Source organism: Streptomyces xanthophaeus (assembly GCF_030440515.1).
GTDB classification, from domain to species: domain Bacteria; phylum Actinomycetota; class Actinomycetes; order Streptomycetales; family Streptomycetaceae; genus Streptomyces; species Streptomyces kutzneri.
In genome coordinates this window covers 5719643-5743656 of sequence record NZ_CP076543.1, presented here as the reverse complement: position 1 = coordinate 5743656, position 24014 = coordinate 5719643, and the positions used below count along the sequence as shown (strand labels likewise).

Below are 24014 nucleotides of genomic sequence, written 5' to 3'. Positions count from 1 at the left end.
TCGGCTCAGGAGCCCTGGTTCGTCAGGATCCCTGGTTCGTCAGGATCGCCGGGTCCGACAGGCCGGCCGCGCCGGTCTCGACCTTGCCGGCGAAGCGGCGGCCGAAGTCCGCGATCTCGGACGCGGTGACCTTCACGTCGTACCAGCGTCGGGTGTTCTTCAGGGAGACGCTGTACGTGACGGTGGCGCCCTTGGCGACCGTGAGGCGCTTGGGGCCGCCGCCGTAGGCGTTGGTGACGGTGAGCGTCGCGGTCGACGCCCCGGCGTTGGTGAGGGTGAGGTCCAGGTTGCCCGTGGTGGTGTTGTGGCGGGCGGTGACCTCGGGGCCGGGGGTGGTGCCCGGGTTGCGGAAGCCGCGCAGGAAGCCGTTGGGGCCGTGGACGGTCAGGTCGGTGACGCCGGCCGAGTAGCGGGTGTTCCAGGTGTCCGAGATCGACTTGCCGGCCTCGGTGGTGTACGTCCAGGGGGCGTCGGTCCGGTTGCCCGCGGTGACGTAGAACTGCGCGCCCAGGTCCGGGCCGCCGCTGAAGGTCAGCTTGAACTTGCCCTCGCCGGTGAGCGCGGCGCCGTCGACGTACGGGGCGTACTTCAGCGGACGGGTACGGCACAGGCCCTTCTCCTGCCGCGGCATGCTGCCGACGGCCGGCGGGGTGGCCCGGAAGTCGGGGTGGCGCTCGCGGTCCTGCGGCTCCCACGAACCGGTGTCGGGCAGCGACACCGTGGCCGTGTCCCGGCGGGCGAAGTCGAAGGCCGAGGTCAGGTCGCCGCAGACGGCGCGGCGCCAGGGCGAGATGTTGGGCTCGTGCACACCGAAGCGCTTCTCCATGAAGCGGATCACGGAGGTGTGGTCGAAGGTCTCGGAGCAGGAGTAGCCGCCGGTGCTCCACGGCGAGACGACGAGCATCGGGACGCGCGGTCCGAGCCCGTACGGTCCGGCGACGTATCCGGCCTTGCCGGGGAAGACGTCGAGGGCGGTCGGTGTGGTGGACAGGCCCTGGTTGGCGTCGGCCGGGGCGTACGGCGGGACGACGTGGTCGAAGAAGCCGTCGTTCTCGTCGTAGGTGATGAACAGCGCGGTACGGGCCCACACGTCGGGGTTGGAGGTCAGCGCGTCCAGCACCTGCGCGATGTACCACGCACCGTAGTTGGAGGGCCAGTTGGAGTGCTCGCTGAAGGCCTCGGGGGCGGCGATCCAGGAGACCTGGGGCAGGGTGCCGGCGGCGACGTCGGCGCGCAGCCGGTCGAAGTAGCCCTCGCCGGTCCTGGCGTCGGTGCCGGTGCGGGCCTTGTCGTAGAGCGGGTTGCCGGGCTGGGCGCTGCGGTAGTTGTTGAAGTAGAGGAGCGAGTTGTCGCCGTAGTTGCCGCGGTAGGCGTCGTCGATCCAGCCCCAGGATCCGGCGGCGTCGAGGCCGTTGCCGATGTCCTGGTAGACCTTCCACGAGATGCCGGCCTGCTCCAGGCGCTCGGGGTAGGTGGTCCAGCCGTAGCCGGCCTCGGCGTTGTTGAGGACCGGGCCGCCGCCGGTGCCGTCGTTGCCGGTGTGGCCGGACCAGAGGTAGTAGCGGTTGGGGTCGGTCGAGCCGATGAAGGAGCAGTGGTAGGCGTCGCAGAGGGTGAACGTGTCGGCGAGGGCGTAGTGGAACGGGATGTCGTCGCGCGTCAGGTACGCCATGGTGGCGGGCGTCTTGGCGGGCACCCAGTTGTCGTACTTGCCCTTGTTGAAGGCGCTCTGGCCACCTGCCCAGTCGTGGTTGAGGCCCTGGAGGAACTCCATGCCCAGGTCGTCGGACGGCGGGCGGAAGGGCAGCGTCTCCTTGCCCGCGTTGTCGGCCTGGTGCCAGACGGACTTTCCGCTGGGCAGGGTCACCGGGCGCGGGTCGCCGAAGCCGCGGACACCGCGCAGCGCACCGTAGTAGTGGTCGAAGGAACGGTTCTCCTGCATCAGGACCACGATGTGCTCGACATCGGCGATGGTTCCGGTCGTCCCCTGCGCGGGGATCGCGGCGGCGCGCGCGATGCTCTCGTTGAGCAGGCTCAGGGCGGCGGCGCCGCCGGTGAGCTGCAGGAAACGGCGACGGTTGAGTTCTGCCATGGCGAGAGACCTCTGCTTTGTTCGAGGGTTCGTGAGCGCTCTTCAGAACAACGTGCCCGGAGTACCGCAGGGCGAGACGGATATGACGGCTGCGGGTACGTCAGGCGAACGGCAGGCCAGGAGGGGTCGACACGCGCGCTCGTGGAAGGAGGATGCCCCCGTCGTACGGGCCGGCGCGACGAACGGTGAACATGCCCTCACCGTAACGCCGCCGTGCTCGTAGGCACTTGGGAATGTCAGACCGGGCGCCTGAACGGCAGGAACCGTCTTCGTGCGGGAGCCGGTACGGGTACGAGCTCCTTCGAGGGCGCCGGTACGGGGCCGCCCGCGCCCGGGGCGATCCGTTCCAGGGCCTCGGTGAGGGTGCGGACGTAGGCCGCGTCCGCCAGGATCCGTACGCCCGTGAAGGGGTGACCGAGCCGTTCCTCCTGCGCCAGGATCCGGCCGAGCAGGGGCGCCGCGGCGGCGGCCGCAGCCGTCTGGCTGGAGCGCGGACTCGTGCCGGGCGCCGTCACCGCCGCGCTGCCGCAGGCTGCGATCCACTCCCCGGCCGCCCTGCTCGCCCACCGCCTGCGCGAACAGCTACCGCCTGCGAACGCGCCTTCCGCTCCCCCACCCCCGGGCGATGCAGGCGCTGCACGGAAGCAGCATCAGCTGCTGGCCCGGCTGTGCCGGTGTTGGGGATTTGCGTGCCGGGGCTCTGCCGATCCTGGTAACTGTGGAGCCTCAGGGAGTCGGTCCTTCTCGTCGGGCGGGGGTGGATGTCATGGCCCGGCCTGGCGCGAGCGGTTCCGAGGACGGTGGCGAGGGGCCTCGGCGGTATCTGATCGCCGCAGTGGTGGCCGAGTACCCGAAGAACCGGGACTGGGACCGGCCCGGTCTGCTGGAGGCCCGCGACAAAATCGTCGAGCTGTTCACCGGCCGGCTCGGCCACCGCCTCCACGACCCGCTGCCGCTCAACCCCACCGGGCGCCGACTGACCGACGCCCTGCGTGCGTTCTGCACGTCGCCGGAGCGCCGGGAGGACGACCTCCTGACGGTCTACCTGTCCTGCCACGGCGAGATCCTCGACGACGGCGAGGAACACGTCCTGCTCACCGCCGACACCGACCCCGCGGACCTGACCTACACCGCCCTGCCGACCGCGGACCTGACACGGGCCGTGCTGCGCGGGTCCCGGATCCGGCGGGTCCTGCTCCTGCTGGACGCCTGTTACGTCGGCCAGGGCGGCAACCAGATGGCCGCCGCAGCGCTGGAGCGTCTCGGTGCGACCTGGGGCAGGAGCTCCGGTTCGGGACTGGTGGTCGTCTCCTCCGCGCAGCCGCACCAGTCGGCCGTGACCGGCGTCTTCCCGAAGCTGCTGGAGGACGCGGTCGCCGGCCTGTCGGTCGCCGGGCACGGCCCGGACACGCTGTCGGTGAACGCGGTGGTGCAGCACATCAACGGCTCGAAGGACCTGCCCGGCCATCAGCGGATCGGCCTGGCGATGGTGGGCCTGGACGGCGAGCCTCCGGCGTTCTTCCCCAACCCCCGCCACGACGTCCGGCTGAACGAGGTCGACCTCGCACTGCAGCGGACCGCCGCGTTCGACGAGGAGGACCGGAGGCGGGAGACGGAGTTCACGAGCCGGCTGCTGGTGCGCGCGATGGGCTACAACAGCCAGGCCGGGGCGGCAGCGTGGTGGTTCAGCGGCCGCCGCACCGCCCTCCGCGATCTTGCGTCATGGCTCAACGATGCCGACGGCGAAAGCAGAACGGTCTGCCGGGTGGTGACCGCCGCCCCCGGCTCGGGCAAGACGGCCGTGCTGGGTCTGGTCGCCACGCTCACCCACCCCGAACGGCACCGGACCGTACCTCTGCACGCCCTCGACCTGCCCGCCGACCTGCTGGACGTCGACGCGGTCGATGCCGCCGTCTACGCCCAGCGCCTGACCGACACCGAGGTCCTGGAAGCCGTCTGCGCCGCCGCGCGCGTCCGGGCCGCGACCGTCGGCGAACTCCTCGAAGCCCTCGGCCGGCGGGCACGGCCGCTGACCGTCCTCATCGACGCCCTCGACGAAGCCGCCACCCCCGGCACCCTCTGCGGTTCGGTTCTGCGCCCGCTCATCGAGCACTCCGGCGGCCGCCTCCGCCTGCTTCTCGGTACCCGCCCCTACCTCCTGCCGCGCCTGGGCATCGGCCCCGCCGACACCATCGACCTCGACGACGCGCGCTACGCCGACCCCGAAGCCCTGGCCGTCTACGCCGCGCGCAACCTGCTCGAAGCCCACCCTGCCTCCCCCTACCGCGAGCGGCTCCAGGCCGTACGCCCCGTCGCGGAGGCCGTCGCCCTGGCCGCCGGGCACTCCTTCCTCATCGCCCGTCTCACGGCCGGAACCCTCGCCGCGACCCCGGCCGTCCCCGACGCGGACGACCCCGCCTGGCGCGCATCCCTGCCCCGGCACGCGGGCGACGCCATGCGCCAGGACCTCCACCAACGCCTCGGCGACGACGCCCGGCGCGCGACCGACCTGCTGCGGCCGCTGGCCTACTCCCAAGGCCAGGGCCTGCCCTGGGAGGACATCTGGGCGCCTCTCGCCACCGCGATCTCCGGCCGCGCCTATACGGACGACGACCTCGTGTGGCTGCGTAGCGAGGCCGGTTCGTACGTCGTCGAGGCCACCGAGAACGGCCGCTCCGCCTACCGGCTCTACCACGAGGCGATGGCCGAGCACCTGCGCGAGGGCACGGACCCCGAGGCGGTGCACGCGGCGTACGCGCGCGTTCTCGTCGGCCGCGTTCCGGGCCACGTCGACGCCACCCCCAACTGGTCCCGGGCCCACCCCTACGCCCTGGCCCACCTCGCCCACCACGCAGCCCGGGCCGGGCTCCTCGACGAGGTGCTCGCCGACAGCGAGTACCTGGTCCACGCCGAGCCGCGCGGCCTCACCCCGTACCTGCACCGCGCCCATGGCGACGCGGCCCGGCTGACCGCCGCGGTGTACCGGACCAGCGTCCACCTCCACCGGGACGCCACCGCGCAACTGCGGCGCCAGGCCCTCGCCCTGGACGCGGCCCGTGCGGGCGCCCGCGAACTCCACGACAGCCTCACGAGCCGTATACCGCCCGGCGAGTGGGCGCCCGTCTGGGCCACCGGCAGCACCTTCAATTCCGCCCTCCGGGACACCCTCACCGGCCACGACGGCTCGGTGCATGCGGTGGCGTGTACGGAACTGGACGGTCGTCCTGTCTCGGTCACCGGCGGGAACGACGGGACGGTACGGATCTGGCACCTCAACTCCGGCCAGGTCATCGGCAAGCCCATCACCGCACACGACGGTCCCGTGCGCGCGGTGGCCTGCACGGTCGTCGACGGCAACCCGGTCGCCGTCACCGGCGGGGACGACGGCATGCTCGGAATGTGGGACCTGAGCACCCGCCGGGCCGTCGGCGAACCCGTCACCGCCCACGACGGCTGGGTGATGGCAGTGGCCTGCACGACGATCGACGGCCGTCCGGTCGCCGTCACCGGCGGGGACGACGGAACGCTCAGGACGTGGGACCTGAACACCCGCCGGGCCGTCGGCGAACCCATCGCCGCCCACGACGGCTGGGTGATGGCTGTCGCCTGCACGACGATCGACGGCCGTCCGGTCGCCGTCACCGGCGGGAATGACGGGACGTTCAAGACGTGGGACCTGAACACCCACCGGGGCCTGGGCGAACCGATCACCAGCTACGACTACTGGGTTCGCGCTGTGGCCTGCACGATGATCGACGGCCGTCCGGTCGCCGTCACCGGCGGGGACGACGGGACGGCACGGGTCTGGGAGCTGAACACCCGTCAAGGCCTGGGCGAGCCCATCACCAGCCACGACCACTGGGTTCGCGCTGTCGCCTGCACGACGATCGACGGCCGTCCGGTCGCCGTCACCGGTGGAAACGACGGGACGGTGCGCATGTGGGACGCCGCCACCGGCCACAGCGTCGGCGAACCCCTCGCCAGCCACGACGGCTGGGTGCACGCGGTGGCCTGCACGATGATCGACGATCGCCCGGTCGCCGTCACCGGCGGCCGCGACGGGACCGTACGGGTCTGGGACCTGAACACCCGGCCGACCGTCGGCGATCCCGTGACCGGCCACGACGACTGGGTGTACGGGGCGGCCTGCACGGTGGTCGACGATCGTGCGGTCGCCGTCACCGCCGGGGACGACGGGACCGTCCGGGTGTGGGACGTGGGCACCGGCAGATCCATCGGCGAACCCCTCACCGGCCACGACGGCTGGGTGCGCGCGGTGGCCTGCACAGTGATCGACGGCAATCCGGTCGCCGTCACCGGCGGCCGCGACACGACCGTACGGGTCTGGGACCTGAACACCCGCCAAGCCATCGGCAAGCCCCTCACCGGCCACAACGACCGGATTCGGGCTGTGGCCTGCACGGCGGTCGACGGCCGTCCGGTCGCCGTCACCGGCGGACACCACGGGACCTTGCGGATCTGGGACCTGATCACCCGCCAGGCCATCGGTGAACCCCTCACCGGCCACGACGGCTGGGTCTACACGGTGGCCTGCACGGTGGTCGACGGCCGTCCGGTCGCTGTCACCGGCGGACGCGACGGAACCGTACGCATCTGGGACCTGAACACCCGCCGGGCCGTCGGCGAACCCCTCACCGGCCATGGCGACTGGGTGCGCTCGGTCTCCTGCACGACGGTTGGCGGCCGTCCCGTCGCCGTCACCGGCGGGGACGACGGGACGCTCAGGATGTGGGACCTGCACACCCGCCGAGCCGTCGGTGAACCCCTCACCGGCCACGGCGACTGGGTGCGGGTCGTGGCCTGCGCGGTGATCGACGGCAACCCGGTCGCCATCACCGGCGGTCGTGACACGGCGGTGCGGCTGTGGGACATGCGGACCTGGTCGGTCGGCACGAGAATCTTCCTCGGCCAGCCGACCGCCATCGCTCTCACCGGCACCGGCGACCTCGCCTTCTGCTACCGCGACGACGTCGCCGTCTTCCGCCGCAGGCCGCACTCCCCGTGACCGGCCTCCCCCGGGCAACCCAGCGCATCCCCGCCGTTGCCGCACGCCGGGGCGCCCGGTCGTGGGGACGCGCCACCGGTCGTACGGTGGAAGGAGGCGCGCGCCCCCGCAGCAGCCTGCGGCGGTACACGCGCCCGCACAGGCCGCGCAGCACCCCGCTACCAGTTCGAGAGCGAGCTGCGGGGCGGGGGGCCCGGACTCCGTCCGCATGGCCTGCTACGTCGGCCTGACCGGCGACAACAAGCAGTGCGTGGCCGGCCTGACCGCTGCAGGTGTCACCAACGGGACCTCGGTGAGCGCCTGCCGGGTGGCCCCCGAGCAGGAACTCGGCTGCCGCCCGTGCCCCCCCTTCCGAGAGCAGGTGTGTGCCCCATGCGCTCGTCGACCCGTATCGCCGGTGTGCTCACCGGCCTGACCCTCGCCCTCGGCGGCGCGGCCCTCGTCGCCCCCGCCGCCCACGCGGACATCCCCGCCTGCACGAACATGGCCGCGCAGACGGGTGTCGAGGTCACCGACGCCGTCACGGCGTCCTGCCGGCAGGGCGTGAGCGGCGATCTCCAGGGCTGCGTGAGCGGCCTGACCGCGGCCGGAGTACCGGGTGGCGCCGCGAACGGTGCCTGCCGGTCGGCGGCCCTGGAACCGCGCTAGGGAGTGTCCGCGAAATACCGGAAGCGCCCGTTTTCTAGCTGTACGCCGGAGAACGGGCGCTTCGCGCTGCCTCGGCCCCACCGGGCCACACGGCCGCAAACAGTGATATGCGTCACGGTGCACATGTCGGCGCCGGGCTTTCTTGACGGAGCGTTAACCCGCCGACATTTCGATATTTGTCCCTTTTGGAATTGACATTCCCCTCTCTGTCGGAAACGGAATGTGCGGTACCGGTGGACCCGCCCCCGACCGGCCAGGTCACAGCCGTTTCTGAGTACTCATCAGACGGTTGCGGGAGTGACCAAATCGTGATGATGCACGATCACGGTCCCGTTTCAAGCCACCTGCCGACCGCCCCAGGCTCGTGATCAGCGGAAACTTGCCAGGCCATTCAGAGGCTTTTAAGAATGGCGGCCTCTTCGGCGCCCTGCGATTCCGGCGCCGGAAGCTTCGCGATCACTGAATGAGGTCAGGCATGCAGAAGCATCGGAAGAAGTCGTCCTACAAGAAAATAGTCATCGGCGTCGGCGCGCTCGCCCTCGTGGGTGTTCCCACCGCCGCCATGGCCTGCTTCGACGGTCAGGACAACGGCAACGGCAACGGCTGGACGCGGACCGCGAGCCACCAGCAGCAGCGCCCGTGGCAGTGGCAGCCCACGCCCTCGGCCACTCCGAGCACCCTGGCGCCCGTGGACGCCCCGCTCCCGGCCACGTCGCCGAGCAGCAGCCCCGCCGAGGCCTCTCCGAGCAGCCCCGCCGAGACCGCCGCAGCGCCCGTCGTGGAGACCACGCCGCCCGCGCAGCAGCCGAAGCCGAAGCCGCCGGTCGCCACCACGAAGCCGCAGGCGCCCGCGCCGTCGAAGCCGGCCGCAGCGCCGGCCTCCGGCGAGATCGCCCAGGTCCTCGCGCTCGTGAACAAGGAGCGCGCCTCGGCCGGATGCCAGGCCGTCTCCCTCAACGCGAAGCTCACGAAGGCCGCGCAGGACCACAGCGCCGACATGGCCTCCCACAGCAACATGTCCCACACCGGCTCCGACGGCTCGGACCCGGGCGCGCGGATCACCCGCGCCGGGTACACCTGGAGCACGTACGGCGAGAACGTCGCCTACGGCTACAGCACGCCCGAGAAGGTCATGGAGGGCTGGATGAACAGCCAGGGCCACCGGGAGAACATCCTGAACTGCTCCTTCAAGGAGATCGGTATCGGCCTGGCGCAGCCCGGCTACTACTGGACGCAGGACTTCGGCACGGCGCGCTGACCCCGCGCCCGCCCGGTGCGGCGGACCGCGGACCCACCATGGGTCCGCGGTCCGCTGCGCCCGTTCCGGTCACAGCCGGAACAGCACTCCGCGCCAGGTCCAGCCGGCCCTGAGGACCGTGTTCTGCAGGGGGTTCTTCATCAGCCCCGTGTCGAAGCGGAACGTCTCCACCTTGCGGCGGCGGCCGTCGGCGCCCCGCTGGAACTCCCACTGCCGGTAGACCGCCTTGCCCGGCCCCCGGCCGTACTGCTCGCCGGAGTGTTCCAGCGCGGGCTCCCACCGCTCTTCGAGGACGCGCACCTCGTGCTTCGCGGGGACCAGTCGCATGCTGGTCTTGAGGGTCAGGCGCATCTCGCTGACGCGGCACTCCACCACCAGGTCGGCACGTTCCCGTGGGGTGCCCTCACGGACGGCGAACAGCCCGTCCGGGCCCCCCAGCGCGAGCAGCGCGTCCCGGAGCTCCTCGGCGGCCCCCGGAGTGACGCCACGGGCCGGGTGCCTGGTGCCCGTGCGCTTGTCCCAGAAACCCACCGTCAGCCCCTCGCCCCGTTGTCCGGGCGCACCGAGCGTACGAACTCCTGGAACTGTTCCAGGACTTCGTCGTGCTGGGCCGCGGTGGCGGTCAGGGCCAGGCGGATCATCGCCCACTTGTGCGGGTCCCCGGTGTCCACGAGGGACAGGTACACCTGGGACTGGACGAGCTCGTGGCCGGCGCCGTCGGCCACGGCCGAGAAGCTCAGCCGCTGGGTCAGGGCGGGCGCGTCCTCGGAACCGGCCTCGCGGCGGTGGACCACCTCCACCGACTCGGCGAACGTGCGCAGGTGCTCGACCGACGCGTCGGCGATCTCGGCCAGGGTCACCCCGTCCTTCGGGAAGCCGCCGTCGACGGTGATGTTGGCGGTGAACCCGGCGTCCGGGTGCGGATGCACCGCGGCGAAGGCCACGCCGGGGTCGAACCCCTCCGGACGGGCCGGGAGCCAGCCCTCGGGCAGCCGGAAATCGATCGGCACCGGCAGTGTCGTGGGCATCCGGGGCCCTCCTTCCATGGAATCGGACATCAGTCGAGCAGCCAGTCCTTGAAGTCGCCCGCGGCGTCGCCGACCGCGTGCGCCGTATCGCCCACCGCGTCGGCCATGTCGCCGGCGGTCTTGGCCACCTTCTCAGGATCGACGGTGATCTCCAGGCCTATGGAGCCGCCGAGGAGGGGCGAGGCGCCGGCCTTGCCGCCGAGCTTGTAGACCCCCGTCGTTTCGTCCTTCTTGTAGCCCCACCAGGCCTCGGCACCGGGGCCCGCCCATCCTTCGGCGGTCAGGCCGACGCCGATGCCGCCGGACTCCACGCCTCCGGTGAGGCTGCCCTTGGCCCCGGCGAACGCCTTCGCGCCGACGGTGAATTCCTCCTTGGTCGCCTTCGCGTTGACCCCGGCCTCGCCACCGACGAATCCCTCGGCCCGCCCGTAGGCGCTCTGGTACTCGCCTCCGGCCCGGCCCTCGGCCAGTGCCCGGATTCCCGCGGACGCCTCGGCCTTGCCGACCAGACCCTTGTCGGTGATGCCGACGTTCGCGGTGGCCCGGGCTCCCTCGTAGATGTCGGCGATCCCGGACAGCTTCAACTGCCCGAGGCTCCCCTCTCCCTTCGCGGTCTCGTGGAAGAGGTCGACGTAGGCCTTGGCCGAGGCCTCCTTGCCGTACTGGCCCGGCCCGGTGGTGCTCACTCCGGCATCGAAACCGTCGGTCTTCGTCCTGACCTGGGTCTCGTCGAGCTTCTTGGCCTTCGCCAGGTCGCCCTCGGCGTAGTTGTTGAATCCGGTGAGGGTCTCGTCGAGGCCGTTGCCCTGGCCCAGGGCATCCCTGTTGGTGTCGTACACGGCCGCCACGAGGGCGTCCTTGATGTGCTGGTCGGCCTCGGAAGCGGCCTTGACCCGGTCGTCGATGTGCTTCTGCCACTTGCCGACCGCGGTGCGGACGGCTTCCTGGCCGTCGGGGTCGTGGTGGTAGGCGCTGCGCTCGGAGGGCGTCAGCTTGGAGTAGTCGAAGGCGACGCGCCCCTGCTCCGAGACGGTCATGCCGGCGGCGATCGCGTCGTCGCGGGCGCTCTCCAGCTTCTTCTTGAGGTCGACGAGCTGTTCGTGGGCGCCCCGCAACAGGCTCGCCACCGCCTTGGCCTGGTTCTGCGCGGCGGAGTACTCGTAGCGGGTCGCCGTGAACTTCGTCCGCGCCGCCGTGGCACTGACGCCGACCCAGTTGTCCCCCATGGTGATCTTCTGGACGGTGTCCCCGTAGCGGGTCTCGACCTTCTTCAGCTCGCCCGCCATCGCGTCCCACTTGGCGGCGGCCGTCGTCAGCAGGCCCAGGTCCGTGGTCATGACTTCGTAGTAGGTCAGCACCGCAGCCCCCTACATGCCGTGCAGTTGCGACTGCGACGCGAACTGGCCACCCAGACGGATGTCGTTGCCTGCGATGTAGCCCGAGGCACTGCGCAGCTGCATCTTTTCCCCGGCGAGGCGGCCCATCAGGGTCTTCACCTGCTGGTCCCACGTGTCCGCCACCTTCTTCAGGCCGGCGGCCGTCTCCCAGCCCTCGAAGCCCTTCTGGGCGTTGCCGGTGGCGTCGTCCGCGTGCTCGGCGGCCTTCTTGGTGGCGTCCTCCAGCTCGTTCTCGATCGTGTTCGCCGCCGCCCTCTTCTCCGCGGGCGTCGAGGCGAAGTCCTTGGCGCCGCCCGGAGTGAACAGGCCCGACGACGGCGGGGTGACTCCCGGAGCGTAGGGGACCACCGACGGCGGCGCGGTGACGCCCGGAGCGTACGGACCGGGCGACACCGGGGCGACCGGGGTGACCGGGGTGACCCCCGGAGCGTACGGACCCACCGGCGGCCCGCTGTTCAACCGCATGTCCACCTGGCCGAGATCATCTGACATGGTCACGCCTCCCCGTAGTTGAGGGTGATCATATGCAAATCGCGAAGCCATAGGCCAGAGTTGGCCGGTCGGGAGGCCCGTCCCGGCCCGGCCGCAGCTCCCGTCTACGCGCCGTAGAAGAGTTCGTCCACGACCGCCCGGGCCCGGCGGGTGATGCGGCGGTAGTCGTCCAGCAACTCCCCGACCGTGCCCTCGGCGTATCCGAGGTAGCGGCCCACGGCCGCGAGTTCCCGGGCCTCGGTGGGGAAGGTGTCCCCGGCGCGCCCGCGGACCAGCATCACGGCGTTGCGGACCCGGGTCGCCAGCACCCAGGCCTCGTCCAGGATCTGCGCCTCCTCGGTCGGGATCAGCCCGGCCGCGTGGGCGGCCGCCAGGGCCTCGCGGGTACGGGTGGTACGCAGGCCCGGTTCGGCCCAGGCGTGCCGCATCTGGATCAGCTGGACGGTCCACTCGACGTCGCTGAGGCCGCCGCGGCCGAGCTTGGTGTGCAGGGTCGGGTCGGCCCCGCGCGGCATCCGCTCCGACTCCATGCGGGCCTTGAGCCGGCGGATCTCGCGCACGGCGTCCTCGCCGAGCCCCTCCATCGGGTAACGCAGCGGATCGATCAGCTCGATGAAGCGGGCGCCGATGTCGGCGTCGCCCGCCACCGGTTCGGCGCGCAGCAGGGCCTGGCTCTCCCAGGTCAGGGACCAGCGCCGGTAGTAGGCGGCGTAGGAGGCCAGCGTGCGCACCAGCGGGCCGGAGCGGCCCTCGGGGCGCAGGTCGGCGTCGATGAGCAGCGGCGGGTCGGTGGTGGGCAGCTGGAGCAGCCTGCGCATCTCGGCGATGACGGTCTGGGCGGCCTTGGCGGCCTCCTGTTCGTCGACGCCCTCGCGGGGTTCGTGGACGAACAGGACGTCGGCGTCGGAGCCGTAGCCGAGTTCGTGTCCGCCGAAGCGGCCGACGCCGATGACGGCGAAGCGGGTGGGCAGCGTATCGCCGTAGTGGCTGTGGACGGCGGCGCGCAGGGCCCCGGCGATGGTGGCGGCGGTGAGGTCGGAAACGGCCCCGCCGACCCGGTCGACGAGGGCGCCGTGGTCCTCCTCGGCCGGGTTGTCCTCCGTACCGTACGAGCCGATGATGTCGGCCGCGGTGGTGCGGAACAGCTCGCGACGGCGCACGCCGCGGGCGGCGGCGACGGCGGCCTCCGGGTTCTCGGCGCGGCCGACGGCGGCGAGGACCTCCTGCTCCAGGGCCTCGTGCGTACGGGGCTGCAGGCCTTCGGGGTCGCCGAGCAGGGCCACGGCCTCGGGGGCGCGCATCAGCAGGTCGGGGGCGAGGCGCCCGGCGGACAGGACGCGGGCGAGGTTCTCGGCGGCGGCGCCCTCGTCGCGCAGCAGGCGCAGGTACCAGGGGGTCTTGCCGAGGGCGTCGGAGACCTTGCGGAAGTTCAGCAGGCCGGCGTCCGGGTCGGCGGACTCGGCGAACCAGCCGAGCATCACCGGCAGCAGGGTGCGCTGGATGGCGGCCTTGCGGGTGACGCCGGAGGCGAGGGCTTCGAGGTGGCGCAGGGCCGAGGCCGGGTCGGCGTAGCCGAGGGCTTCGAGGCGCTGGCCGGCGGCGCGCGGGGAGAGCCGGGTCTCGCCCGGGGTGAGCTGGGCGACGGCGTCGAGCAGCGGCCGGTAGAAGAGCTTCTCGTGCAGGCGGCGTACGACGGAGGCGTGCCGGCGCCAGGCCTTGTTGAGTTCGGCGACGGGTTCGGTGCGCAGGCCCATGGAGCGGCCGAGGCGCCGCAGGTCGTTCTCGTCCTCGGGGACGAGGTGGGTGCGGCGCAGCCGGTAGAGCTGGATGCGGTGCTCCATGGCGCGCAGGAAACGGTACGCGTCGTGCAGTTGGGCGGCGTCGGCGCGGCCGACGTAGCCGCCGGCGGCGAGGGCGTGCAGGGCGTCGAGGGTGGTGCCGGAGTGCAGGGTGGCGTCGCTGCGGCCGTGGACGAGCTGGAGCAGCTGGACGGCGAACTCGACGTCGCGCAGGCCGCCGGGGCCGAGTTTCAGCTCGCGGTCGACCTGGGCGGCTGGGATGTTGTCGACGACGCGGCGGCGCATCTTCTGGACGTCGGCGACGAAGTTCTCACGTTCGGCGGCCTGCCAGACCAGCGGGCTTATGGCGGCGATGTATTCGGCGCCCAGGGCCTCGTCGCCGGCCACCGCGCGGGCCTTGAGGAGGGCCTGGAACTCCCATGTCTTGGCCCAGCGCTGGTAGTAGGCCAGGTGGGAGGCGAGGGTGCGGACGAGGGGGCCGTTGCGGCCTTCGGGGCGGAGGTTGGCGTCGACGGGCCAGATGGTGCCCTCGACGGTGGTCTCCGAGCAGATCCGCATGAGGTGGGAGGCGAGGCGGGTGGCGGCCTGGAGGGCCTTGCCCTCGTCTGCGCCGGGGACCGAGTCGCCGACGAAGATGACGTCGACGTCGGACACGTAGTTCAGCTCGTTGCCGCCGCACTTGCCCATCGCGATGACGGCGAGACGGCACAGGGCGGCGTCCTCGGGGGCGGCGGCGGAGGCGATCCGCAGGGCCGCGCGGAGGGTGGCGGTGGCGAGGTCGGCGAGCTCGGCGGCGGTCTGGGCGACGTCGATGGTGCCGCAGACGTCGCGGGCGGCGATGGAGAGCAGGCAGCGGCGGTAGGCGACGCGCAGGCCGACGGGGTCGTGCGCGTCGGCGAGGCCGAGCTCGAACTCGGGGAGTCCGGGGTGCAGGTCGGCGGCCTCGTAGGTGATGAGGCCGAGCCAGTCGCGGGGGTGGCGGGCGAGGTGGTCGCCGAGGGCCTCGGAGGCGCCGAGCACGCCGAGCAGCCGGTCGCGTAGCGGCTTGGCGCTGACGAGGGTGTCGAGGAGCCCGGGCAGCTCGCCGTCCGGCTGGGCCTCGGCGAGCCGGACGAGGCCGAGGAGGGCGAGGTCGGGGTCGGCGGTCGCGCCGAGGGCGTCGAGGAGCACGGGATCGGCGCGTACGGCCGCGAGCGCGTCGGCGTCGAGCAGCCGGGCGGCGGCGGAGGGGTCGGTGAAGCCGCTGCGGAGCAGCCGGATGAAGGTGCTGCTCCTGCGTCCCGGGACCGTCATCCCGCCGCCTCCCGCGGTTGTCGCTGCCACTGCCTGCGCTGCCCTGGCGGGCCCTGCTCCTGAGCCTAGGCCCTGGGACCGGTCGGCGGACGCCCGGGCCGCGGCGCAGGTTTGGGCGTGTCCGGATCAAATGTTCGACCTGAGGCACTTACGATGCCAATGATTCTCGGATCATCGGATTATTCATCGTGTCTTCGGGGTACACCCCGCCGTCCTGCCGGAAGGAGTCTCATGTCCGACTCCTGGCAGGGCCCGCAGGGGTACCAGGGACACGAGGGGTATCAGGGGCACGAGGGGTACGAGGGACTCCAGGGGTATGAGGGGTACCAGGAGCACCAGCGGTATCCGGCACAACAGCCGTACCAGGGGCCCCCGCAACAGCAGCAGCACGCGTACGCGCACCCGCCCCAGCAGGTCCAGCAGGTCCAGCAGGTCCAGCAGGTCCAGCAGGTCCAGCAGGTCCAGCAGATCCAGCAGGCCCTGCCCCAGGTGGACTTGGCCGACGGGGCCGAACCTGTCGACCCGCCCGCCGATGCCGAGGCCCCCGAGGCCGAAGCCCCCGAATCCACCGGATCCACCGCCACCGACAGCCGCCGGCGGGCGCGCCGCCTCGCCCGCGGCAAGGGCGGGGCACGCGGCAAGGGCGGAGCCCGCAGCGGGTCCCGTCGCCGCCGCCGGGCCGGCCTCGTCAAGGTCGTCGCCTTCTGCGTGGTCACCGCCGCCGGGAGCCTTCTCCTGCTCCGGGGCAACGAACTCCTCGACCGCCTCGGCTCCCCCACCGTCCCCGACAAGGCGGCCGGCACCCCCACCCCCGCCCCTGAGCCGCCCGACCCCGGCCGGGTGCTCCAGGTCATCGCGCATCCCGACGACGACCTGTACTTCATGAACCCGGACCTGCGGTACTCCATATCCGCCGGCCACCCCGTCACCTCGGTCTACCTGACCTCCGGCGAGGCCGACGGCATCAACGCCGGCGCCGCCAAGGCGGCCACCACCAAGCCCGACAAGCCCGCCTACGCCGAGGCCCGCCAGAACGGCATCCGCGCCGCCTACGCCAAGATGGCCACCGGCGACCGCGGCAGCCCCTGGACCCGCACCGTCGTCCCGACCAAGGGCGGCGGCCACGCCGAGATCGACGTCCTCGTCGCCAAGCCCCAGGTCAACCTCGTCTGGTTGCAGCTGCGCGAGGCCGGCTCCGTCTACGACAACGTCCCGGACAGCCTGCACGGCCTGTGGGACGGCAAGGTTCCCCGCCTGGACTCCATGCTCGCGTCCGGCACCCCGGTCAAGGAGAAGTTCTCGTACTCCAAGGACCAGGTCGTCCAGACCCTCGTGGGCATCCTGGAGCAGTACCGGCCGACCACCGTCCGCTCCCAGGACCCGACCCCCGGCCGGCATCCCGACACCAAGCGCTACACCGACCACCAGGACCACTTCTACGGCGCCCGGTTCGTGCAGCTGGCCACCACCGCCTACGCCAAGGACGTCACGGACCGCCCGCACTTCGCGGTGCAGAACTACTCCGGCTACATAAACGGCTCGCTCCCCAGCACCCTGGACCCGGACGAGGCCAGGGAGAAGCTGGACATCCTGGGCACCTACGCCTGGCTCGACCGGCAGAACCACTGCAACAGCCCCGCCGGCTGCGGCGACCTCAAGGTCTCCGACCAGCCGGGCGGCAACCGCTGGTCGGACTCCATCAACTACACCCGCGGCACCAGCACCAGCTGGCTGACCTCCGATCCCGAGCACGGCCTGTGGGCCTTCAAGGTGCTCGACGGCCAGGTGGCGCTCTGGCACCGGCCCGGCCTCGTCGGCCGCTGGAAGGGCCCGGACCTGCTCCCCGGCACCGGCATGGACCCGGGCGTGAGCACCGTGACCCTGGCGGACGGCCGGATAGCCGCCTTCGGCACCCGCACCTCCTTCGGCGCGAAGCCCACCGACTACAAGCGCGAGGTCGTCTACGTCGTCCAGAAGCAGCCGGGGGCCGAGGAGTTCACGGAGTGGCAGTCGCTCGGCACCCCCGAGACCGCGGACGAGACCTGGACCTCCGACATCAGCGCGCCGGCCGTATCGGTCGACGGCACCGGGCAGTTGGCGGTGTACGTCCGCGACGGCGCGTACAGCCTGCGCGGCCGGGTGCAGCGGGCGGACGGCAGCTGGGGCCCCTGGGAGAAGTACGGCGGCACCGACCTGCACGGGTCCCCGGCCACCGCGACCGACGGCGCCGGGCGCCGCATGGTGTTCTCCGCCACCTCCAAGTCGGTGGTGGGCTGGGTGCAGCCGAAGCCGGGCGCCCCGCTGGGCCAGGTCACGGCCACCGGGCTGCCGGACACCACGCTCCCGCTGACGGCGGACGGCCGCGAGGGCGGGGTGCGGCTGTGGTTCCGCAAGCCCGGCTCCGGCAATGTCCGTACCGCCCTGATCACGGGTGAGGGCGGGCTGAAGGTGAGCCAGATGACCGACCTCGGCGGCCTCCAGGGCTTCGGCTCGGTGACGGCGAGCGGGCACCTGCTGGCGGGCCGTACCGCGGGCGGCCAACTGGGCTCGGAAGCCGGGTCGGGGCGGCCGTGGGAACGGTCCCCGCTGATGTTCGTCGGCGCGCCCTCCTCCACGATGACCGGCAAGAGCCTGGTCAGCCTGGCGGTGGTGGGGCTCGACGCGCGGCTGTACGTGACCTCCTCGGCCGACGCGCCGAACGCGCACCTCGCGCCGTGGCAGCCGGTGGGCCCGCGCAACGCGCCCGCATCGCCGTAGGCGGACGAACAACGTCCGTATTTTGTTCCGGAAAAGCACCGGTCATCTGCGAAATCGGTGAACCAAGTCGGCCGATTCGCCCTCTCTTTGACTGTTCGACGCTTTCTCCGCCCAGAACACGACCCGAGGCGTGACCCGATGCCCGTGACCCGTCGCCGCTTCGCGGCCCTGCTCACCGTGCTGACAGCCGGCGCCACCGGTGTGCTGTCCGTGGCCTCCGGCCAGCAGACCACCGCCGAAGCCACCCAGGAGAAGAACCCGGCCACGGCCCGGCCCGCGAGCGTCACCGCCGGTTCGGTCGTCCAGATCGTCGCCCACCCCGACGACGACCTGTTCTTCATGAACCCGGACCTCAGCCGATCCCTGCTGTCCGGCACCCAGGTCACCACCGCCTACCTCACCTCCGGCGAGTCCGACGGCCGCAACGAGGCCCACGGCGGCGCCGCCACCGACCCCCAGCAGCCCGCAGACCGCGCCCACTACGCGGAGGCCCGGCAGAACGGCATCCGCTCCGCGTACGCGCAGATGGCCACCGGGGACCGCACCAGCGCGTGGAAGCGTACGGTCATACCCACCGCAGGGGGCGGGCGCGCCGAGCTCGACGTGCTCATAGCGAAGCCGCAGGTCAACCTGGTGTGGCTGATGCTGCGGGAGGCCCGCAGCACCGGCGGGGACACCCCCGAGAGCCTGCGCGGCCTGTGGAACGGCCGGATAGCCGCGCTGGACGCCCAGCTCACCTCCGGCACCCCGGTCAGGCAGCCGTTCACGTACACGAAGGACCAGCTCGTCCAGGCGATAGCCGGGGTCCTGGACCTCTACCGGCCGACGACGATACGGATGCAGGACCCGACGCCGAACCGCTACGGCGAGGACGGGGCCGGCCGGTACACCGACCACCAGGACCACATGTACGGCGCCCGCTTCGTGCAGGCCGCCACCGCCGCCTACGCCGCCCAGGTCAGCAGGCGCCCGCACTTCACGGTCCAGAGCTACCTCGGCTACCACAACAGCACCCTCCCGCACGCGCTGGACCCGCAGACCGCCGAGACCAAGACCGGCTTCCTGAGGACCTACGCCTGGCAGGACCACCAGGACTACTGCGGCAGCCCGTCCGGCTGCGGCGACCGCAAGGTCGCGGGCAACCCGACCGGGCGCAACTGGGCCCAGTCGCTGCGCTACACGCGCGCCGACAACACCTCCTGGCTGACGGAGGGAACGCCCGGCCGCCTGTGGGCCTTCGCCACGCTGGACGGCCAGACCGCGTACTGGACCCGCACCCCCGGCGGCGACTGGGCGGGCCCGGTCTTCCTCCCGGGCACGGGCATCGACCCGGGTGCCACCGCCGCCCGCCTCCCCGGCGGCCGCGTCGCCGTCCTCGCCACCCGCACCACTCTCGGCTCCGCGCCCGCGGAGTACCGGCGCGAGGTCGTGTACGCCGTCCAGTCCGTGCCCGACGGCCCGTTCGGCCCGTGGCAGTCGCTCGGCACCCCGGAACGCACCGACGACGAGGGCACCTCGGCGATCAGCGCACCCGCGGTGTCCGTGGACGCGCGGGGCTTCCTCACCGTCTACCTCCGCGACTCGCGCCGCACCCTGCGCGCGAGCACCCAGCAGCCGGACGGCGGTTTCTCCCCGTGGGAGCGGCTCGGCGGCGAGGACCTGCAGAGCGACCCGGTGACGGCGATCGACGCGGCCGGGCGGCGCCACGTGTACGCGACCACCACGACGTCCGTCCTGGCCTGGACCCAGCGCACCCCGGACACCCCGCTGCTCGGCCCCGCGCCGACGGGCCTGCCCGCCACCACGGTCCCCCTGTCGGCCTGCCCGGACGGCGCGGGCGTCCGCCTCTACTTCCGCCGCCCGGACTCTGGGGTCGTCCGCACCGCCCTGGTGACGGCGGGCCCCTCGGTCCGGCCCCACGTCTCCAGCGTCACGGAGGCGGGCGGCCGCGCGGGCTACGGCGCGGTCGGCGCCGCGGGCCGCCTCATGGTGGGCCGCGCGGACAGCGGCACCGTCAGCACCACCGGCCTCGGCGGCCCCCCGGCATGGGCCGAATCCCTCATGCTCTTCGCGGGCGCCCCGTCGGCCGTCCTCGAACCCTCGGGCACCACCACGACGGCGGTCCTGGGCCTGGACGCCGAACTCCACACGACGACGACCCCCACCACCCCCAACCGCCCCACCTGGCACCGCGCGGTCCACTGAGGCCCGCGGACCTACCCGCGCGGGCCGCGGGTCGCTTCGGCGCGGCGGAAGGCTTCTTCGCAGGTGCGGCCGGAGCGGGTGGCCACCAGCGAAAGGGTGTCGATGAGGCCGCCGTTGGTGAATTCCAGCCGCCAGGAGCCGCTCTTCAGGGCCACCGCCGGAGCCGGCCCGCCCTGGCGGGCCGTGACCTGCCAGCCGCGTTCCTCCAGAGCGGTTTCGAGAGCCGCCAGCCGGCCGCCGTCGGCGGGGCCGTCGCCCCTCCAGTCCGCGATGCAGTCGGCGAGCTCCCCCTCCTCCGCGGGGTACGCGGCGCCCGGGGTGAGCCCGGCGGCAGCCGCGGCGGCGGCAAGCTCCGCCGCGACCGTGGCAGGCGACGGATCTCCCCCGGCGCGCACCGGAACCTCCGCCCCGGCGGGCTCCCTCACCCAGCCGTCGAGCCCGTCCTCCTCGGCCGAAGCCAGCACGGCCCCACCGACGCCGAGCACCCCCGCGAGCACCAAAACCCCCACAACCCCCACAACGGCCCCCCACACGCCGCCCCTGCTCCCGCTCACGCTCTTCCCCCCGCACCCCTATGACCCGCCACCCGGCCGGCGGCCACATGCTAGGGGTTCCCGACCCGGCCGGACGAAACAACTCCGGGTCGACGGTCGATCTGTTGATCTGCAATTGAGCTGCGGCGATGGGCCGTTTCACCCTGACCGCCATGCCGCGCGGCTCCGAACTGGCCCCGTGCCTCAGCGATCGCGGCCAGTGCCCGCCCAGCCTGCGGTGAGCACCGGCTCGGCCGCCACGCCCGTTCGCTCGGCCCGCCGCCTCGACACCCGGCGCCACGCCCCCGCACCGGCCAGGAGCGCCAGCCCGTCCACCACCGCCGCGGACAGCCCCATCGCCGCGACCGTCTGCCACGAGTGCTCGTCCAGCTCCCCACCCTCCGGCGACGCCCACAGCCGGATCCGGTGCCCGTCCGGGTGCACCTTGTCCGCCGAGCGCACCTCGTCGAAGGTGCGTCCACCGACCGACCAGACGTACCGGCACTCGACCTCGTCCTCCGGCCCCGCGCCCTCGTCCCAGTGCCGGCCGGTCACCCGGCAACCGCTGAGCTCGATCGTTACCGGTTCCGTCGTCCGCCCCCGGAGCTGGACCTGCTCCACCGTGCCGCCCGTGGTCACGACCCCGGCCAGCACCAACACCGTCAGCCCGCCGGCGGCCAGCGCGTCGGCCCACCGGTCCAGACCTGGCCGGAGCCTGAGCCCGACCAGCGCCGTCACCAGGCCCGCCCCGAGCAGGACGAGCGGCCAGGCCGTCCACGGCGCCCCGTCCGCCCAGTTCCACAGCAGCACGCCCGCGCCGACGACCGCAGCCACCGACCCCCCGACCGCGACGTACCCGCCTACCTTCTGCGCCACTTCGCACCCCCCCCTTTTCCCCCCCGCTACCCACCCGTCCGATCCCGCAACCACGCCGCCACCGCAGGTAGTCGTCCACCGCCGGCCCGAGCCGGGCGTCCACCCGGCGGAGCAGCGCGTCCTCCGGGTGGTGCGCCGCCACCCACGCCCGGTTGGCGTCGCCTATCTCGTCGCCGCCCCACACGCCCGCCGCGTACGCCACGGTCCCGCGCGTCTTTCAAGCTGGTTGCGTGCCCACCCCGGACCCACCCGGTACACCGGAGCCCACGGCGATCCAGAACGCCTTCAGGAAGCGGCTCCTGTTCTCGCTCGCCGGCGGCGGGACTGTGCGGCGGACCGACTTCAACACCCGCGTGTGGAAGCCCGCGCTCGTCGCGGCCGGGGTGCTGGAGGAGCCGAAGCCCGGCGAGCGTCACCAGGCCGCGCGCGAGCACGGGATGCACTCGCTGAGGCACTTCTACGCGTCGGTGCTCCTGGACGCCGGCGAGAACGTCAAAGCGCTCAGCACGTACCTGGGGCACGGCGACCCCGGCTTCACGCTCCGGACCTACACGCACCTCATGCCGAGCAGCGAGGGTCGGACCCGGAAGGCCGTGGACGGGGTCTACAAGGCCTCGGATTCCGCGTCGGACGGCCCACGGACGGTCCAAGGCCAGTGAGACGACTCCGGGCCGGTGGTAATCGACCGCCGGCCCGGAGTGTCAGAAAATCCGAACAGTGGCGCTGACCTGGGGCTACAGCACCGGGGGATTCTTGCGGAGTTCGAAGGCCGTGACCTCCGAGCGACAGCCTGCAAACGGCGGCAGCCCTCAGGTCCCTCCCTTCTATACAGCACTTCCAATTGCCTCGGGTGATACCAGCAACCGGCGCCCTTCCCCCCAAGACTCCGACACCGAGAACCTTCTCTTGTACGCGTACTGGCGGCATACACTGCCGACCAATCGAGCAGCTGCTGTCCCACGCGGAGCTTAGTGCTGCCCTCAGAGCACGGAGAGGGCCCGTGCAGCGGTGAATGAGGCCGTGCCGTACGCATGCCGATTGATCGCTGTAGGCAATGCAGGGCCCAACGGTCGGCTGGCAGCAATACCGCTTCAGCCTCGTAACGTTCACAGATGGGTGCCTCAGGTGGCGGTAAGGGTCAAGAAGAACAACACTGACACCCGTGACAGCTCCACGCTTCGGAAAGCGCCAGGCAACAGGGTCAAGCGGCCGGCATGCGCCAAGGCTGTCGAATGTCTGGATCGCAGGCGCACTAGCCCTCATTGTTGCTGTAGCAGTCGGCTGCGGGATCTACTGGATCGTCGAGCATCTTGAGGGAGGCGAGGCTAAGGCAGGGGAATCCATCAGGAGCACTCTCGCAATTCTCACTCTGATCGCTGCCATCTTTGCCGGAGTATACGCCTACCGTAAGCAACGAATTGCCGAAAGTGAAGTTTACCGCGCCGATGATAAACAACTCATTGAGCGCTACACTTCCGCAGCCGAACAGCTAGGTCACACCATGGCCGCCGTACGCCTCGCTGGCGTTTACGCCATGGCGCAGCTCGCGGATGAGTGGCTCGAGCAACGGCAGGTTTGCATCGACGTCCTATGCGCGTACATGCGTATGCCTTTCGAGCGCGACGAAGCATCCGACAACCATAAGCCGGGCGAAAGGGAAGTACGCCAAACAATCATCCGGGTCATCCACAGCCACCTCCAAGACCCACAATCTCCAACGTCCTGGTCAGAGTCTGATTTCGACTTCACCTCTGCCAGGTTCGAAGGCGCCGACTTCTCCGACTGCCACTTTCATGGCAAGGTGTCCTTTAAGCTCGTAATCTTCGACATGTGGTTCAACTTCACAAATTCAGTTTTTAAAGGCACAACATCTTTCACCGCCGCACGTTTTTACGCCGGCGGGACAACAATTTTCAATGACGCGCAGTTCAGCGGCGGCGACGTATACTTTAACGCACTATTCGGCGGCGCCAAGGTCTCCTTCGAAGGAGCTAACTTCAGCAAGGTAATGATGAATTTCAAAGCCTTGATCACTGATGGTGAGGTCTCGTTTAACGGTGCGACGTTCAGCGGCAGCGAGGTTGACTTCGCTGCCGCTTTTGAAGGCGGCACAGTCTCCTTCGACGGCGCACAATGCGACGGAGGAGCAGTCTCCTTTGATGGGCCGAATACGGTGGAACTCGCATTATTTGGGGTGAATTCTCTCCCTCAATGAGTTGAGCGGGAATGACGTCAACCAAGCTCCCGTGGCTCCACGTAGCCCATCAAGTGAAGGTGGTCAACGGCCACCTTGGGTTCTCGCCTCCCAAGGGTGGGAAGGAGCGAGATGTTCGGCTCTCCAACCGCATCGCGCATGTCCTCAAGCAGCACTGCCCTGGCCCCGACCGGACGGGCCTCCCGTCACCAACCACCGCTGTTCTCGCTCTCTGGCGGTGGAACGGTGCGGCGGACCGACGACTTCAACACGCGCGTGTGGAAACCCGCCCTCGTCGAGGCAGGGGTGATCGAGGAGCCGAAGCCCGGACAGCGGCACGAGGCCGCACGGGAGCACGAAATGCATGCCTGAGGCCACTTCTACGCCTCAGTGCTGCTGGACGCCGGGGAGAACAT

At 71.5% G+C, this 24014-nt stretch carries 16 protein-coding genes; 7 read left to right on the top strand and 9 right to left on the bottom strand.

Features of this window, described 5'->3' with window-relative positions:
* Positions 1-22 precede the first annotated feature (22 nt).
* Positions 23-2092, bottom strand: a complete 2070-nt coding sequence (locus KO717_RS25570) for a phosphocholine-specific phospholipase C (RefSeq protein ID WP_301371569.1) — start codon at positions 2090-2092, stop codon at positions 23-25.
* A gap of 236 nt (positions 2093-2328) precedes the next feature.
* Positions 2329-2607 (bottom strand): hypothetical protein, encoded by a 279-nt coding sequence (locus KO717_RS25565; protein ID WP_301371568.1) that lies wholly within the window; start codon positions 2605-2607, stop codon positions 2329-2331.
* Between the two features lie 251 nt (positions 2608-2858).
* Between KO717_RS25565 and KO717_RS25560 the strand changes: the two genes are divergently transcribed.
* From KO717_RS25560 to KO717_RS25550, 3 genes are all read left to right on the top strand, one after another.
* Entirely contained in the window at positions 2859-7118 is a 4260-nt protein-coding gene (locus KO717_RS25560; RefSeq protein ID WP_301371567.1) for a WD40 repeat domain-containing protein, read from the top strand.
* A gap of 372 nt (positions 7119-7490) precedes the next feature.
* Positions 7491-7766 carry a hypothetical protein gene (locus tag KO717_RS25555; protein WP_301371566.1) on the top strand — a complete coding sequence of 92 codons (276 nt, stop codon included), beginning with the start codon at positions 7491-7493 and terminating at the stop codon, positions 7764-7766.
* A 475-nt stretch (positions 7767-8241) separates the two neighbouring features.
* On the top strand, positions 8242-9024 hold the full coding sequence (locus tag KO717_RS25550) for a CAP domain-containing protein (protein ID WP_301371565.1): 783 nt from the start codon (positions 8242-8244) through the stop codon (positions 9022-9024).
* A gap of 69 nt (positions 9025-9093) precedes the next feature.
* On the opposite strand, the gene KO717_RS25545 is transcribed toward KO717_RS25550, so the two are convergent.
* The 5 genes from KO717_RS25545 to KO717_RS25525 all read right to left on the bottom strand — a co-directional run bounded on the left by KO717_RS25545 (position 9094) and on the right by KO717_RS25525 (position 15033).
* The gene (locus KO717_RS25545; protein WP_301371564.1) at positions 9094-9555 is read right to left on the bottom strand and encodes a hypothetical protein; all 462 of its coding nucleotides are present in this window, start codon (positions 9553-9555) and stop codon (positions 9094-9096) included.
* Between the two features lie 2 nt (positions 9556-9557).
* On the bottom strand, positions 9558-10052 hold the full coding sequence (locus tag KO717_RS25540; protein ID WP_301371563.1) for a hypothetical protein: 495 nt from the start codon (positions 10050-10052) through the stop codon (positions 9558-9560).
* A gap of 29 nt (positions 10053-10081) precedes the next feature.
* Complete coding sequence (locus KO717_RS25535; RefSeq protein WP_301371562.1) at positions 10082-11389, bottom strand: hypothetical protein; 1308 nt, start codon at positions 11387-11389, stop codon at positions 10082-10084.
* Between the two features lie 30 nt (positions 11390-11419).
* The gene (locus tag KO717_RS25530; protein ID WP_301371561.1) at positions 11420-11941 is read right to left on the bottom strand and encodes a hypothetical protein; all 522 of its coding nucleotides are present in this window, start codon (positions 11939-11941) and stop codon (positions 11420-11422) included.
* A 104-nt stretch (positions 11942-12045) separates the two neighbouring features.
* The gene (locus tag KO717_RS25525; protein WP_301371560.1) at positions 12046-15033 is read right to left on the bottom strand and encodes a bifunctional [glutamine synthetase] adenylyltransferase/[glutamine synthetase]-adenylyl-L-tyrosine phosphorylase; all 2988 of its coding nucleotides are present in this window, start codon (positions 15031-15033) and stop codon (positions 12046-12048) included.
* 231 nt (positions 15034-15264) lie between these two features.
* Here KO717_RS25525 and KO717_RS25520 point away from each other — a divergent pair, with 231 nt between their 5' ends.
* Together KO717_RS25520 and KO717_RS25515 are read left to right on the top strand one after the other, a co-directional pair.
* Positions 15265-17790: a PIG-L family deacetylase gene (locus KO717_RS25520; protein ID WP_301371559.1), complete on the top strand. Its 2526-nt coding sequence runs from the start codon at positions 15265-15267 to the stop codon at positions 17788-17790.
* A gap of 138 nt (positions 17791-17928) precedes the next feature.
* Positions 17929-19995 carry a PIG-L family deacetylase gene (locus tag KO717_RS25515; protein ID WP_301371558.1) on the top strand — a complete coding sequence of 689 codons (2067 nt, stop codon included), beginning with the start codon at positions 17929-17931 and terminating at the stop codon, positions 19993-19995.
* A gap of 11 nt (positions 19996-20006) precedes the next feature.
* On the opposite strand, the gene KO717_RS25510 is transcribed toward KO717_RS25515, so the two are convergent.
* Both KO717_RS25510 and KO717_RS25505 read right to left on the bottom strand, forming a co-directional pair.
* A complete protein-coding gene (locus KO717_RS25510) occupies positions 20007-20504 on the bottom strand; it encodes a hypothetical protein (protein ID WP_301371557.1) in 498 nt (165 codons plus the stop codon).
* A 228-nt stretch (positions 20505-20732) separates the two neighbouring features.
* Entirely contained in the window at positions 20733-21404 is a 672-nt protein-coding gene (locus tag KO717_RS25505; protein ID WP_301371556.1) for a hypothetical protein, read from the bottom strand.
* Between the two features lie 230 nt (positions 21405-21634).
* On the opposite strand from KO717_RS25505, the gene KO717_RS25500 reads away from it, so the two are divergent.
* Positions 21635-22063 carry a tyrosine-type recombinase/integrase gene (locus KO717_RS25500; protein ID WP_437184575.1) on the top strand — a complete coding sequence of 143 codons (429 nt, stop codon included), beginning with the start codon at positions 21635-21637 and terminating at the stop codon, positions 22061-22063.
* 503 nt (positions 22064-22566) lie between these two features.
* Positions 22567-23619 (top strand): pentapeptide repeat-containing protein, encoded by a 1053-nt coding sequence (locus KO717_RS25495; RefSeq protein WP_301371555.1) that lies wholly within the window; start codon positions 22567-22569, stop codon positions 23617-23619.
* Positions 23620-24014 lie beyond the last annotated feature (395 nt).